Consider the following 13,384-nt stretch of genomic DNA (forward strand, 5'->3'; position numbering starts at 1 on the left):
CATTGTGGCATCCCGAGCCCGCGGAAAGAAGCTGCGCCGCGGGGGAGGCGACCCAAATGGCTTTCTCATATCGTCTTGCGTTTATGGGGCGTAAATGACTCAATTACACCAGACGATCTTATCGTTTTTGGTATTGAGCCTTTATTTAAAGAAGATAAATCGAATAACAAGGGCAACTGCTATGGCCACAATGATTAAAAGCAGGATTGTCAGTCGATGCTGCTTGCGTCGTTTACTTGACGAAACGAAGATTGATTTTCCCTGTTTTGGCGTTTCGAGATAGCGAGCCGAATTCGTCAAGGTTTGCTTTGGTCGAGGACCTCTTTGTTGATGAGTGGCGGATGCTTTCATCGGCTCATCACTAGCTGCGCTGTTTTTAGATAATGGTGCGTCTTTCAGATATACGGGGTCTCCCGAGGCGACGCCCATATGTTTACGTCCCGTTTGGGCATCCTCGAGCGTTTGATATCGATTTCTCGTCACATACTCGGGCTCCGGATCATTAATGGGCTCTTGCGAGATGTGGGGGCGATGGAACCGTGGCGGCTGCGTGGAAGTATCTTCCCCCTGCGTCGGCATAAACATATTGTTCTGGTTTTGGTCGTCCATGATGCCCTTTAGCTCGTTACCAACAACGTGTACGCGCTCATTGTAAGCCCCTTGTTATTTGTAGCTGGGGACATACTCGGTATTTAAGCTCTGGTTCAAAGAACCTTAACCTTCCTAAAACCTGAGTCATATGCACTTAGATATGCTTATAGTACTGGACTCAAAAAACTTTATAGTCGATGTATATATGAGCACTGGGTGGGCATATATAAGAGCGTCAAAAGAAGTCCCAGTCACCTGGAAGATGACTCGGCAGTCCTATAAAGGAGTGGTAAACATGGCAAGCATGGTTCCTTATCGTTCGGTTTTTGGCGTTCGTCCTTCTGCTAGCTCGTTGTTCGATCTGTTTGATGATATGACCGACCTTGCAAACAACTCGATTGCTTCCAAGGCGTTTCCCGTTGACGTTGAGGATAAGGGCGACGGCTATGAGGTCAAGGCCTATCTGACCGGCGTCGCCAAGGACGATATCGATGTCGAGCTCAATGAGGGTCGTCTGTCCATTAGCGTGAATGTCGAGGAAGACGAGGAGAACGAGGGCAAGAACTTCCTGCAGAAGGAGTTCAGCTCGTACAGCGCGACGCGTGGCGTGTATCTAAAGGACGCTTCGAGCGAGGGCCTCTCGGCTAAGTACGCTGACGGCATCCTTACCGTTACGGTTCCCAAGATCGTCGAGAAGAAGAACGTTACGAAGATCTCCATCGACTAACTTCGTTGGTGTTCTGCGCTATTAAAAGACAGCAAAAGGGGCTGGGAAGCGATTCTCGGCCCCTTTTGCTGTCTAGGACTGTCTATTGAATGGTTGCCGGTTGATACTGACTCGAAGGGCGTATCGAGAGTTTTCGAGATCCTTGGAGAAGGGTTGCGGAGCTGCCGACCTCGTCATCCAGGGTTGCGGCCAGAGCTTTGGCATAGCTTTTGACGGTAAGGCTCGGACGATTGTTATCTTGGCTGATATGCATGGCAATGAGCTGTTCGGTGCGATCGGTAACAAGTTTGCGCGCGGCTTCGGCGGCTTGGCCATTGGAGAGGTGTCCCCTTGCAGACAGGATGCGCTCCTGAAGAAAGTGGGGATATTCTCCCTCGCGCAGCATGGTCACATCATGGTTGCTTTCGAGCGCGAGGACTCGACAATCTTTGAGGGTGTTCATGGCTTGGCTCGATAGCTCTCCGGTGTCGGTGGCAAAGCCGATGGAATCATCGAGGGTGTCGAATCGATAGCCGACTGGATTGATGACATCGTGTGACGTCGAGTAGGTTTGCACGTGGATGCCGGCAATGGATAGGGTGTCACCGGGATCGAATTCCTCGACAGGCAGATGCGAAAGATTTTCTTTGCTCGAAAGAGTGCCCCTGCTGGCAAAGAGGGGGCCATGCCAGTGCTTGCACCAGACATCGAGGCCCTTGATGTGATCGCTATGCTCATGAGTAATGAGAAGAGCCGAGACGTTGTCTGTCGAGAGCCCCAGTTCTGCCATGCGCTTTAATGTCTCGCGGCGAGACAGTCCGTCATCGACCATAATGAGCCCCTGCGGGCCCTCGATGAGTGCGCAGTTGCCTTTAGAGCCACTGCCGAGGATATGAAGGTGCAGACGAGACATAAGATTCCAAAGGATACAATGGGTGCGGACGAATAGAGGAGGAAGCAAATGCCTACGGTATCTCAGCATTATGGACACCATGCCGTGCCTGGGGCAGTCGATGAGACCCGGACGAGACAGCAGGCTGCTCCTGTCGTGCTCATGGTATCAGGCGGCGCGGACTCGACGGCACTGCTTCTTATGGCGTGCACATCAAAGCTAGATATCCAAGACGGACGCGGTGTTGCCCCCATCGCGCGCGAGCGACTGCACGTGCTGCATGTGAACCATCATCTGCGCGGCAAGGCGTCCGATGGCGACGAGGCCTTTGTGCGTGAGCTCTGCGCGAAATATGGTTTACCGCTGTGCGTGGAGCACGCTTATTTTGATGGGGAGTCGGGCAATATTGAGGCCGCAGCCCGCGAGGTGCGCTATGCGGCGGCGCGGAGGTATGTTCGCGAGCTCTGCGCCCAGACGGGGGCACCGCGAACGGCGGCTCGTATCTGCACCGCGCACACGTCTTCGGATCGCGCGGAAACGTTTTTGATGAACGCGATTAAGGGTTCGGGGCCCGCTGGCCTATCGAGCATTCCTCGCCGGAGGAATATCGTGGTGCGTCCCTTGCTCGACCTAACTCATGGCGAGCTCGTGGGCTATCTACAGGTACATGGTCAGCCGTGGCGTGAAGACGAGAGCAACGAGGATATCTCGTATCTGCGAAACTACGTGCGCCATCGAGTGATGCCGGTGGTGGCGCAGCGTAATGCGAGCGTGTGCAAGACGATTGGCGCCGCCTGTGAGATCTTGGGTGATGAAGATGCGTTTCTATCCCAGCTGTCGGCACAGGCGTTTCGAAGCTGTTTGCGCAAAGAGGCACCGGGCGCACTGGTGCTCGATGCCAGGCGCCTTGCTGCGGCCGAGGTGGTAATCGCGCGGCGCATCGTGCGACTGGCGATTAAGCGCATCGATCCGGACGCTCGTCCCGAGATGCGGCATGTTGAGCGAGTCCTTTCCTGCGTTGCCGAGGGTGCCGGCTCGGTCACGCTTCCGGCGGGAATTGACGCGCGCGTTGAGTTTGGCATGCTGGCGTTTAAGGCCCCGGTGGCTCGCGAGGGCCTGGTCGCGGACTGGGTTACCGTACCCGGTCGTTTGCCGTTGGGCGGGGGACGTATGCTGGTCACAGAGCCGATGGCCGTTGAGCTGGGATGCGATATCGTGCGCCGCGCCCGTGAGCTTGCGGCTGCCGGGGAAGTGACAGCTTTGGTAGACGCGGCTGCCTTGGGTTTTGCCGACAGCGATAGTGAGCGGATCCTGGCGGGCTCGCGTGGCGAGATCCCTGTCGAGGCGCGATTGGCGCGCCTGTGGGTGGACGGTCCCGCACCGGGAGACGTGATGTGCCCGTTAGGGATGAGTGGCCGAAGCAAGAAAGTATCCGACTTGCTAGGCGAGGCTCGCATTCCCGTTTCCGAGCGCGCCGGCGTGCCCATGGTGAGGACGGCGCCGGGAGGTGCCGTGGTGTGGGTCGCCGGAGTTCGCGCGGACGAGCGTTTTAAGTGCACGGCCGCAACGCGCGTGGCATATCTGCTCCGCGTGGTCGATGCGGAATAGCGTCCCACGCCTGCTATTCTGTGCGACGTTGACGGTATTCCCGCGCTGATGGCGCACGGGCTGGTAAATTTACCCCGTGCGCTGCTAGAATGTGAAGTTCGCGTCCATACGGCGGTGTGTGGGCGATAAGCACAAGAAAGGGTTGTCATGGCTTCTCAACATCCGGATATCGAGAAGGTTCTGTTCACGCAGGAGGATATCGACGGTATCGTCTCTCGCCTGGGCGAGGAGATTACGCGCGACTACGCGGGTAAGGATTTGGTGCTGATTGCGGTCCTGCGCGGTGCCGTTGTCTTTATGGGCGACCTGATGCGCAAGATTGAGCTACCGACCAACATCGATTTCATGGCTGTTTCGAGCTATGGCGACGGTGTGAAGTCTTCGGGCATCGTGCGTATCATTAAGGATCTGGATATCGACATCCGTGGTCGCGACGTGCTGATCGTCGAGGACATTCTGGACTCGGGCCTGACCCTCAAGTACCTGATGAAGAACCTCGAGAGCCGCAAGCCCGCTTCGCTGGAGGTCGCTGCCTTCCTGTGGAAGGACGTTGAGGACCGCACCTCGGCCATCACGCCCAAGTATGTTGGAACCCATTGCCCCGATGCCTTTGTGGTGGGCTACGGCCTCGACTATGCCGAGCGCTATCGTAACCTTCCGTATCTGGGCATTTTGAAACCGGAGGTTTATTCGTAAGATGCCCGACGACCATAACGATAACAATTCCCAGACTCCCCGGGAGCCTAAGATCCCGGGGATGCCCGGAGGCAAGAAGCCCACGCGTACGGGCTGGCTGTATTTTATTTTGGCTTGCGCGCTTCTGGGCTACGCCTTCTTTAACATGGGCTCCGGCTTTGCCAATTCCAGCAATACCGTTAAGCTCGCGACGAGCGAGATGGTGAGCGCCATCAAGCAGGATCGCGTCGAAGATCTGACCTATACGGTTCAAGACGGAAGCGTGACGGGTCATTACTGGAAGACGAAGAAGGACAAGGGCGATACGAGCGAGCTCAAGAGCTTCTCCTCGACCTATGTCGGCTCCGATTCGCTTGCCGAGCTCATGGCGGAGCACCCCGATACCAAGTACATCGTCAACACCAACGATCCCGATTTTTGGGGCGACTTGGCGATGAGTGTGCTTCCGACGATCGCCCTTATCGCCATCATGTTCTACTTTATGCGCCAGATGATGGGCGCCAACAACAGGAACATGCAGTTTGGCAAGACCAACGCCAAGACCAACGAGGCCACACGCCCCAAGGTCAAGTTTGAAGACGTTGCCGGCGTGGACGAGGCAGTCGAGGAGCTCGAGGAGATCCGTGACTTTTTGAGCGATCCGGATCGCTATCGCAAGCTGGGCGCCAAGATCCCGCGTGGCGTGTTGCTGGTTGGCCCTCCGGGCACCGGTAAAACGCTGCTGGCCAAGGCCGTTGCCGGCGAGGCGGGCGTGCCGTTCTTTAGCATCTCGGGTTCCGACTTTGTCGAGATGTTCGTAGGTGTCGGCGCCAGCCGTGTGCGCGACCTCTTTAAGGAGGCCAAGTCCCAGGCCCCGTCGATCATCTTCATCGATGAGATCGATGCCGTGGGACGTCAGCGCGGAGCTGGTTTGGGCGGCGGTCACGACGAGCGCGAGCAGACGCTCAACCAGCTGCTGGTCGAGATGGACGGTTTTGAGGAGAGCGAGTCGGTCATCCTGATCGCTGCGACTAACCGTCCTGACATCCTGGATCCGGCATTGCTGCGTCCCGGTCGTTTTGACCCTCAGGTTACGGTCGACCGTCCGGATGTGAAGGGCCGCGAGCAGATCTTGCGCGTGCATGCCGAGAACAAGCCGATGGACGAGGACGTGAAGTTTGAGAAGCTCGCCCAGATGACCGTTGGCTTCACCGGCGCCGATCTGGCAAATCTGCTCAACGAGTCTGCGCTGTTGGCTGCCCGCCGCCATCGTTCCGTGATCTCGATGGACGAGGTCGAGGAATCGATGGAGCGCGTGATTGCCGGACCGCAGCGCAAGGGTCGCGTGATGACCGAGGCCGAGCGCACCACGATTGCCTACCACGAGAGCGGTCACGCCCTGGTGGGTCACATCCTGGAGCACTCCGATCCGGTCCACAAGATCTCGATCGTCAGCCGCGGCCAGGCTTTGGGTTACACGCTGCAGCTTCCGCAGGAGGACCACTTCCTCAAGACCAAGAACGAGATGCTCGACGAGCTCGCCGTGTTCTTGGGTGGCCGCGTTGCCGAGGAACTCATGTGCGACGACATCACGTCGGGCGCGAGCAACGATCTGGAGCGCGCGACCAAGATGGCGCGCGAGATGGTCACGCGCCTGGGCATGAGCGAGGAGCTTGGAACGCAGGTGTTTGGTGAGGCGCAGCATCAGGTATTCCTGGGCCGCGACTATGCCGATCATCAGGACTACTCTGAGGAGACGGCGCGTCGCATCGACATTGAGGTCCAGCGCATTATGCGTGAGGCCCATCGTCGTGCGGTCGAGATCCTGGATGCCCGTCGCGATCAGCTCGACCTGATGGCCAAGGTGCTGCTCGAGCGCGAGACCGTCGAGGGTGACGCCGTGAACGCCCTGCTCGACAACGAGTGGGACGCCTACCTTGAGCGCGAGGGCGATATCCTGGCGGCCAAGGAGGAGCGCAATGCCAAGGCGGCCGGCATGCCGACCAAGAAGCGCACGCCCCGTATGAGCGAGGAAGAGCTGGCGGCTGATGCCGCGGCCTTTGCGCAGGCGGCCATGCAGGAGGATGCCGAAGTCGCATCCGATGATGCTGGCGATGACCATGCCGTCGTCGATGCCGACGCCGACGCCGACAAATAGTCTTTGTGGCGAAAGCCTCTGCGGGGAAACCTGCGGAGGCTTTTTCTTTTGAGCGATATGGGGCCATCTGTTGATTGGGGACAGACTTAAATGAGCGTTTTCACGCATTTAAGTCTGTCCCCAATCAACATTGCTGCGGCACTTTGCTCGGCTAAAGCGTACAATAGCGCCTATGCGAAAGGGGAACAGATGATCAACGAAACTATGTATGCTCGCGGTGCGGAAAGCTCCATCATCCGTGAGATTTTTAGCTATGGCCTTGAGCGCAAGGCGCAGATCGGTGCGGAAAACGTATTCGATTTTTCGCTGGGCAATCCGAGCGTTCCGGCGCCGGCTGCCGTGGCTGAGTCGATTAAGAAGGCCCTGGAGCTGCCGAGTGATCAGTTGCACGGCTACACCCCCGCTCCGGGCCTGCCGCAATGTCGAGCAGCCGTCGCCGAATCGCTCAACCGCCGCTTTGGAACGAACTATGAGGGTAAGGACGTCTTTATGACGGTGGGTGCCGCGGCTTCGCTCACCTGTACGCTCAACGCCGTTACGAACCCGGGCGACGAGGTTATTGTTATCGCCCCGTACTTTCCGGAGTATCGCGTTTGGATTGAGAAGGCCGGCTGCACGTGTGTTGAGGCGCCTGCTGATGAAGACACGTTCCAGCTGAGCGTGGACAACGTGCTCAAGGCGATCACCGATAAGACGGCTGCCGTCATTATCGACTCGCCCAACAATCCGACCGGTGCCGTATATACATGCGACACGCTGACGCGACTGGCCAATGTTCTGCGCGAGGCCAACGCTCAGCGCGATTCCGAGAATCCGATTATGCTCATCTCGGATGAGCCGTACCGCGAGATCGTGTACGGTGCCGAGGTGCCTTGGGTGCCCTCGATCTACGAGCACACCATCGTGTGCTACTCGTATTCCAAGTCGCTGTCGCTGCCTGGTGAGCGCGTGGGTTGGATCTTGGTTCCCAACACCAATCCGCAGGCTGCCCGTCTGATGCCGGCTGTTGCGGGTGCTGCCCGTACGCTGGGCTTCGTGTGCGCGCCGGCGCTCTTTCAGCGCGTAATTATCGACTGCATCGATGAGCCGAGTGACGTTGAGGCCTATGCACGTAACCGCACCGCGCTTACCGACGCACTAGCGGAGTATGGCTACACCTATGTTGAGCCGGATGGCGCGTTCTACCTATGGGTGAAAGCGTTGGAGTCCGATGCGAATGCGTTTTGCGAGTGCGCAAAGAAGTATGAGTTGCTTGCGGTTCCCTCGGACAGCTTTGGTATGCCGGGTTGGTTCCGCCTGGGCTATTGCGTGAGCTACGAAACGATTGTCAATTCGCTACCCGCTTGGAAACAGTTGGCGGACGAGTATCGTTAAAAGTAAAGCGCTCTGCCTACAATGTTTTACGTGAAACGGGGTTTGGTGTTAAGCCGGACCCCGTTGTCATGGACGTTGTGTCTTTGGGATGGAGTGGTTTTACGACTATCGAAGGCTATGCGTACAATGAATATAAGCGACGGCCGTGCCAGATAAGGAGACCTGATGCCCTACCTGCTTTCTTGTGACATTCATACCCATACGATGTTCTCTGCGCATGCATATTCGACCATTGAGGAGAATGTGTACTGGGCGGCAGAGCGTGGTCTGCAGGTGCTCGGATCTGCCGACCATTTGAGCTCTATGGTTACGGCTTGCCCCAATGACCTGCGCAGTTACCAGTTCTTTATCAACCAGGATATCTGGCCGCGCATTTGGAGCGGCGTGCTGGTGCTGCGTGGTGCCGAGGCCGATATCGTTTCGCTGGACGGAAGCCTGTTTGGCGAGGACACTCCTGTCACGCTCGATATTGCCGGCGATTCGTACAGCCGTCAGCATTCGCTGTTCGATTTGGTTACGCGTAATTTGGATTATTTGGTTGCGAGCGTGCATAATCCGCAGATTGCTGAGCGCGCGACGCTGGCCCAGACGACCGAGATGTATATCAATGCCCTGGAGCACCCCAAGGTGTTCATGCTGGGTCACACGGGGCGTTCGGGCGTGCCGTTCGATATCGACGAGGTGCTGTTGGCAGCTAAGGCCAAGCACAAGATTATCGAGATCAACAACCATAGTCTTGAACACGGTGTCGACACTGAGCATTGGGCCGTATGCCGCAAGATTGCCGAGCGCTGCGCCGAGCTGGGCGTGGGCATTGGCGTGTCGACCGATGCCCACATTGGCATGGCCATTGGCAAGCTCGATCACGCGCGCAAGATGCTCGACGAGATTCACTTCCCACTGGATTTGATCGTGACGCGCGACCGCGAGACGCTGCTGTGCGAGATGGCGGCAGCCGGCGTGTGCAATCTGCGCAATGGGATGTAGCGGAGTTTATAAACCAAGCGAAGGGGGCGGCCCAGGCGGGTCGCCCCCTTTCTTGTCCCAAAAATCTACTGAGGTTGGTTAGCGGCGTTCGAGGACCGCTACGGTTTCGGTGTGGTCGGTGTGAGGGAACATGTCGACTGGCGTGATCTTGAGCAGGCGATAGCCTCCGTCGAGGAGCTGGTGCAGGTCGCGCTCTTGGGTCACGGGGTTGCAGCTGATATAGGTGATGCGGCGCGGCTTAAGTGCGCAGGCAGCTTCGAGGAACTCGGGCGTGGAGCCGGCGCGCGGCGGGTCGATGGAAAGAACGTCGACGCGTTCGTTGTTGTCGGCGGCATCCAGGATGTAGTCGGTGGCGTCGTCGGCCATAAACCAAGCGCTGCGGGTGAGGCCGTTGAGCTCGGCATTGCGACGTGCGTCGGCAATGCCCGCCGGGTTGCGCTCAACGCCGAGCAGCATAATGCCGATACCCTTGTTCTGGGCATCTTTAGCTGCGCAAAGACCGATGGTACCGCTGCCACAGTAGGCATCCATGAGCACATCGCCCTGGTGCAAATCCATGCCGTCGATAGCGAGCTGATAGAGCAGCTCGGTCTGTTGCGGGTTGGTCTGATAAAACGCGGTGGGGGAGATGTCGAATTCGCAGCCGAGCAGCTGGTCGCGCATGCATTCGGCGCCATACACGATGCGGGTTTCCTCGCCGAGGATGGCGTTGCCGGGGCGTCCGTTGATGTTTTGGGCGACGGTGACGATGCGCGGATCGAGTGCGGCGACAGCCTCAAAGAACTCCTGCGCATGCGGCAAGTCGCGCTGAGCGGTCACGAGCGTGACCATGACCTGGTCGGTACGCCAACCGCAGCGGACGACGGCATAGCGAAGCAAACCAAGATGCTTGTCCTCATTAAAGGCGGGAATATGCAGCCGCTCAGCTTCGCGTGCGATGCCGTTGAGAATCTGACGGGCGCCCGGTGCCTCGACGGGGCATTCGGGTACGGCAACGATCTTGTGCGTGCCGCGCTCAAAGAAACCGCAACGGACAGCGCCCTCCTTACCGGGAGCAAAGGGAGTGGCAGCCTTATGACGAAAGCCACGCGGCGCAGGATATTTACCCGGGTCGCCAAGGGTGACGCCCATACCGCGAATAGGATCGACAGCAATGCTCTCGCGCTCACAAAGCTCGGCAAACAGCTCCTCCATAGCAGCCTGCTTAGCCGCCAACTGCTTTTTATAAGGACGATTGAGCGCCGTGCACCCACCGCAAGATTTCGTGATCGAACAGGGAGACTTGGGGTCCACAGCCTTACGCGCAGACGAAACCTGATCTTTATGCGAGCGCTTGGAGCGAGTCTGAGATGCCTTATCCTCGTTCCGACGAGAGCCGGGACGCTTGCCCTTAGCCGACTTACCCTTCGCATTCAGAGACGACTTGGATTTCTTAGAAGATTTTCTCTCCCCCGACTCCTCAGCCGCCTCGATCAAAGCACGACGAGCCTTACGCTCCGCACGAGATTCTGCCATGAATTAACCCCACTAATGCATAAATTGAAATCTGAAAGCATTGTACCGTGCCAAGCTAGCGGACGATATGCAGGCGTCCATTTCCTGTCAGTGATAAGCCCAACGACGTTTGCCCGGCGTGGGCGGGGAGCGGCGCGTAATTAAGTTTATCGCGAGTTCCGCACGCAAAGGAAAGCACTTAATGTGCTTTCCGTCTTGCGCAGGACTGTAGAGCAGGAAACTTAATTACGCGCCGCTCCCCGCCCACGCCGGGCAAACCCTCCCTTGTACTTTATCAAGGTAGAGTGTATGATTCTGAACGTTACATGACTCACTTTACCTAACTAAAGTGCCATCAAGGGGGAATACCATGAATACCGATATGTCTCGTCGTCAATTTGTTGGTCTAGCCGGCTCGCTCGCCACGGTGCTTGGCCTTGGTCTTGTCGGTTGCGGCGGTGGTGCCGGTAAGGGTTCCGCTGCCGGTTCTGCTGCAGCCAAGGATGTGAAGGGCGCTGCGGAGTCCAAGAAGCTCGTGGTGGGCTTTGATAAGTCCTATCCTCCGTACGGCTTTGTGGGCGACGATGGTGAGTACACCGGCTTTGATCTCGATCTGGCCAAGGCTGTTGCCGATAAGCAGGACTGGGAGGTCAAATACGAGGCCATCGACTGGGACGCCAAGGATACGCTGCTTAACTCGGGCGCCATCAACTGCATCTGGAACGGCTTTACCATGGAGGGGCGCGAGGATGACTACACGTTCTCTGAGCCGTACATGCTCAACGAGCAAGTGCTCGTGGTCAAGAAGGACGCGGGCATCAAGAGCTGGGACGATCTTGCCGGCAAGACCGTGATTACCCAGACCGATTCCGCTGCGCAGGATGTGCTCGAGGGTGACCAGAAGGATCTGGCGGCGACGTTTGCCACGCTCGACACGATCGGCGAGTACAACACGGCCTTTATGCAGCTCGAGAGCGGCGCGGTCGATGCCGTGGCTTGCGACCTTTCGATTGCCCAGTATCAGCTTGCCGCCAAGCCCGATGCTTATACGCAGCTTGATGAGCCGCTGTCCAGCGAGCACTACGCCGTTGGCTTTAAGAAGGGCGACACCAAGTCGGCCGATGCTGTAGCCGAGTCGCTCAAGGCGCTCTACGAGGACGGCACGGTCAAGGACCTCTGCGATAAATATTCAAGCTATGGTTTGTCTTTCGATAATTGGGTGCTCAAGTAATGTCTATTCAGGTCATGATGCAGATGCTTGGCCAGGGTTTCTTGGTCAGTTTGCAGTTGTTTGAGCTGACGCTGTTGGGGTCGATTCCGCTGGGAATTCCCGTGGCGTTTATGCGCATGAGCAAAATCGCGCCGCTTCGCTGGATTGCGCGCATCTACATTTCGGTCATGCGCGGTACGCCGCTCATGCTGCAGATGTTTGCCATCTACTTTGCCCCGTACTACGTGTTTGGCATTTCGCTCACGCCCGATTCCAAGTGGACGGCGTGCGTCGTGGCGTTCATCATCAACTACGCCGGTTACTTTGCCGAGATCTATCGCTCGGGCTTGCAGTCCATTCCGCGCGGTCAATACGAGGCTGCCGAGGTGCTGGGCTATTCGCGCGTGCAGACGTTTCTGTATATCGTGATGCCTCAGGTCGCCAAGCGTATTCTGCCGGCGATGGGCAACGAGATCATCACGCTGGTCAAGGACACGTCGCTGGCGTTTGCCATTGGCGTGGGCGAGATGTTCTCGACGGCCAAGGCCCTGGTTGCCTCGCAGGTGAGCATGGTACCGTTTGCGATCGCGGCGCTGATTTACTGGGTCTTTAACTTTGTGGTCGAGATGCTGCTGGGCGCCGCCGAAAAGAAGCTGGACTATTATCATGACTAACTCAGTGATGAAAATCGAAAACGCTCGCAAGGCGTTTGGCGGCAATGAGGTGCTCAAGGATATCTCGCTCGAGGTAAAGCGTGGAGAGGTCGTGGCGATTATCGGGCCTTCGGGTGGCGGCAAGTCCACGCTGCTGCGGTGTGCCACGCTGCTCGAGACGCTCGACGGAGGCTCGCTCTCGTTTGGCGACCTTGCCGTTGCGACGGATGCGGGTTCGGGCGCGGTCTATGCGAAGGGCGATGTGCCCAGGCAGGCGCGCTCGCGATTTGGCCTGGTGTTTCAGAACTACAATCTGTTCCCGCACTATACCGTGATGAAAAACATCACCGATGCGCCGATCCGCGTTCTTAAGCGCCCGCGCGAGCAGGCGGAAGCTCGTGCGCATGAATTGATTGCTCAGATGGGGCTTGTGGGCAACGAGAACAAGGTTCCGTGTGAGCTTTCGGGCGGTCAGCAACAGCGCGTGAGTATCGCCCGCGCCTTGGCGCTCGACCCGGAAATCTTGTTCTTTGACGAGCCGACCTCGGCGCTCGATCCCGAGCTAACGGCCGAGGTGCTGCGTGTCATTAAAGACCTTGCCGCGCAGAATATGACGATGGTGATCGTGACCCACGCGATGCAGTTTGCGCGCGATGTTGCCGATCGCGTGGTCTTTATGGACGGAGGCCGCATTGTCGAGGAGGGTCCGGCCGAGCAGGTTATCGACCATCCGCGCGAGCAGCGCACGCGTGAGTTTTTGAGCCGTATCGAGGGATAGGCTCAGGTATTTGCTCAACTATTAATTGAGGCGAAGCCGCCGCAGGTCTTACGGTCTGTGGCGGCTTTTTGTTTGCATCGGCGGGGTTCAATAATCGCCTCACAAGCTTATCTCTTCCTCTCGCCGCCTGTATTCATACGTGTGCCGAAAGGTGTGCATGGACGGTCGCCCGTGAGGGTAGGGTGGTGGCATAGGACATTTGGAGGGTGAGTCGGCTCGGCTGCCGACCATGCTGCTCCCGGGATGGCACCGACCGCG

The 13,384-nt window shown here is 57.8% G+C and carries 12 protein-coding genes; 9 read left to right on the plus strand and 3 right to left on the minus strand.

What is annotated here, in order from left to right; genetic code table 11:
* Window positions 1-141: 141 nt before the first annotated feature.
* Complete coding sequence (locus tag I2E45_RS05230; RefSeq protein WP_152067536.1) at window positions 142-609, minus strand: hypothetical protein; 468 nt, start codon at window positions 607-609, stop codon at window positions 142-144.
* A 277-nt stretch (window positions 610-886) separates the two neighbouring features.
* Between I2E45_RS05230 and I2E45_RS05235 the strand changes: the two genes are divergently transcribed.
* On the plus strand, window positions 887-1,318 hold the full coding sequence (locus I2E45_RS05235; protein ID WP_040359532.1) for an Hsp20/alpha crystallin family protein: 432 nt from the start codon (window positions 887-889) through the stop codon (window positions 1,316-1,318).
* A gap of 82 nt (window positions 1,319-1,400) precedes the next feature.
* On the opposite strand, the gene I2E45_RS05240 is transcribed toward I2E45_RS05235, so the two are convergent.
* Window positions 1,401-2,210 carry an MBL fold metallo-hydrolase gene (locus tag I2E45_RS05240; protein ID WP_195444749.1) on the minus strand — a complete coding sequence of 270 codons (810 nt, stop codon included), beginning with the start codon at window positions 2,208-2,210 and terminating at the stop codon, window positions 1,401-1,403.
* 48 nt (window positions 2,211-2,258) lie between these two features.
* Between I2E45_RS05240 and tilS the strand changes: the two genes are divergently transcribed.
* The 5 genes from tilS to I2E45_RS05265 all read left to right on the plus strand — a co-directional run bounded on the left by tilS (window position 2,259) and on the right by I2E45_RS05265 (window position 8,991).
* Window positions 2,259-3,797 (plus strand): tRNA lysidine(34) synthetase TilS, encoded by a 1,539-nt coding sequence (gene tilS, locus I2E45_RS05245; protein ID WP_195444751.1) that lies wholly within the window; start codon window positions 2,259-2,261, stop codon window positions 3,795-3,797.
* A 147-nt stretch (window positions 3,798-3,944) separates the two neighbouring features.
* Window positions 3,945-4,493 carry a hypoxanthine phosphoribosyltransferase gene (gene hpt / locus I2E45_RS05250; protein WP_006235600.1) on the plus strand — a complete coding sequence of 183 codons (549 nt, stop codon included), beginning with the start codon at window positions 3,945-3,947 and terminating at the stop codon, window positions 4,491-4,493.
* Window position 4,494: 1 nt separating this feature from the next.
* Window positions 4,495-6,630 (plus strand): ATP-dependent zinc metalloprotease FtsH, encoded by a 2,136-nt coding sequence (gene ftsH / locus I2E45_RS05255; protein ID WP_195444753.1) that lies wholly within the window; start codon window positions 4,495-4,497, stop codon window positions 6,628-6,630.
* A gap of 189 nt (window positions 6,631-6,819) precedes the next feature.
* The gene (locus tag I2E45_RS05260; protein WP_195444755.1) at window positions 6,820-8,004 is read left to right on the plus strand and encodes a pyridoxal phosphate-dependent aminotransferase; all 1,185 of its coding nucleotides are present in this window, start codon (window positions 6,820-6,822) and stop codon (window positions 8,002-8,004) included.
* Window positions 8,005-8,169: 165 nt separating this feature from the next.
* Window positions 8,170-8,991 (plus strand): phosphatase, encoded by an 822-nt coding sequence (locus tag I2E45_RS05265; RefSeq protein ID WP_195444756.1) that lies wholly within the window; start codon window positions 8,170-8,172, stop codon window positions 8,989-8,991.
* Window positions 8,992-9,069: 78 nt separating this feature from the next.
* Here I2E45_RS05265 and rlmD read toward each other — a convergent pair whose 3' ends face one another.
* A complete protein-coding gene (rlmD, locus tag I2E45_RS05270) occupies window positions 9,070-10,506 on the minus strand; it encodes a 23S rRNA (uracil(1939)-C(5))-methyltransferase RlmD (RefSeq protein ID WP_195444757.1) in 1,437 nt (478 codons plus the stop codon).
* 349 nt (window positions 10,507-10,855) lie between these two features.
* On the opposite strand from rlmD, the gene I2E45_RS05275 reads away from it, so the two are divergent.
* Genes I2E45_RS05275 through I2E45_RS05285 form a run of 3 tightly spaced genes read left to right on the plus strand, consistent with a single transcriptional unit; the run spans window position 10,856 to window position 13,126 of the window.
* Window positions 10,856-11,716 (plus strand): transporter substrate-binding domain-containing protein, encoded by an 861-nt coding sequence (locus I2E45_RS05275; protein ID WP_138375044.1) that lies wholly within the window; start codon window positions 10,856-10,858, stop codon window positions 11,714-11,716.
* On the plus strand, window positions 11,716-12,369 hold the full coding sequence (locus tag I2E45_RS05280) for an amino acid ABC transporter permease (RefSeq protein WP_195444758.1): 654 nt from the start codon (window positions 11,716-11,718) through the stop codon (window positions 12,367-12,369). Before I2E45_RS05275 ends, I2E45_RS05280 begins: the two co-directional genes overlap by 1 nt.
* Window positions 12,362-13,126 (plus strand): amino acid ABC transporter ATP-binding protein, encoded by a 765-nt coding sequence (locus tag I2E45_RS05285; RefSeq protein ID WP_229058846.1) that lies wholly within the window; start codon window positions 12,362-12,364, stop codon window positions 13,124-13,126. The genes I2E45_RS05280 and I2E45_RS05285 overlap by 8 nt, the downstream gene beginning before the upstream one ends.
* Window positions 13,127-13,384 lie beyond the last annotated feature (258 nt).

Source organism: Collinsella aerofaciens (genome assembly GCF_015555045.1).
Taxonomy (GTDB): domain Bacteria; phylum Actinomycetota; class Coriobacteriia; order Coriobacteriales; family Coriobacteriaceae; genus Collinsella; species Collinsella aerofaciens_W.

Bases quoted from the DNA above. Each gene is read 5' to 3' on its own strand.
- I2E45_RS05230 (WP_152067536.1), bottom strand. From the start codon at position 609: ATGGACGACCAAAACCAGAACAATATGTTTATGCCGACGCAGGGGGAA.
- I2E45_RS05235 (WP_040359532.1), top strand. From the start codon at position 887: ATGGCAAGCATGGTTCCTTATCGTTCGGTTTTTGGCGTTCGTCCTTCT.
- I2E45_RS05240 (WP_195444749.1), bottom strand. From the start codon at position 2,210: ATGTCTCGTCTGCACCTTCATATCCTCGGCAGTGGCTCTAAAGGCAAC.
- tilS (WP_195444751.1), top strand. From the start codon at position 2,259: ATGCCTACGGTATCTCAGCATTATGGACACCATGCCGTGCCTGGGGCA.
- hpt (WP_006235600.1), top strand. From the start codon at position 3,945: ATGGCTTCTCAACATCCGGATATCGAGAAGGTTCTGTTCACGCAGGAG.
- ftsH (WP_195444753.1), top strand. From the start codon at position 4,495: ATGCCCGACGACCATAACGATAACAATTCCCAGACTCCCCGGGAGCCT.
- I2E45_RS05260 (WP_195444755.1), top strand. From the start codon at position 6,820: ATGATCAACGAAACTATGTATGCTCGCGGTGCGGAAAGCTCCATCATC.
- I2E45_RS05265 (WP_195444756.1), top strand. From the start codon at position 8,170: ATGCCCTACCTGCTTTCTTGTGACATTCATACCCATACGATGTTCTCT.
- rlmD (WP_195444757.1), bottom strand. From the start codon at position 10,506: ATGGCAGAATCTCGTGCGGAGCGTAAGGCTCGTCGTGCTTTGATCGAG.
- I2E45_RS05275 (WP_138375044.1), top strand. From the start codon at position 10,856: ATGAATACCGATATGTCTCGTCGTCAATTTGTTGGTCTAGCCGGCTCG.
- I2E45_RS05280 (WP_195444758.1), top strand. From the start codon at position 11,716: ATGTCTATTCAGGTCATGATGCAGATGCTTGGCCAGGGTTTCTTGGTC.
- I2E45_RS05285 (WP_229058846.1), top strand. From the start codon at position 12,362: ATGACTAACTCAGTGATGAAAATCGAAAACGCTCGCAAGGCGTTTGGC.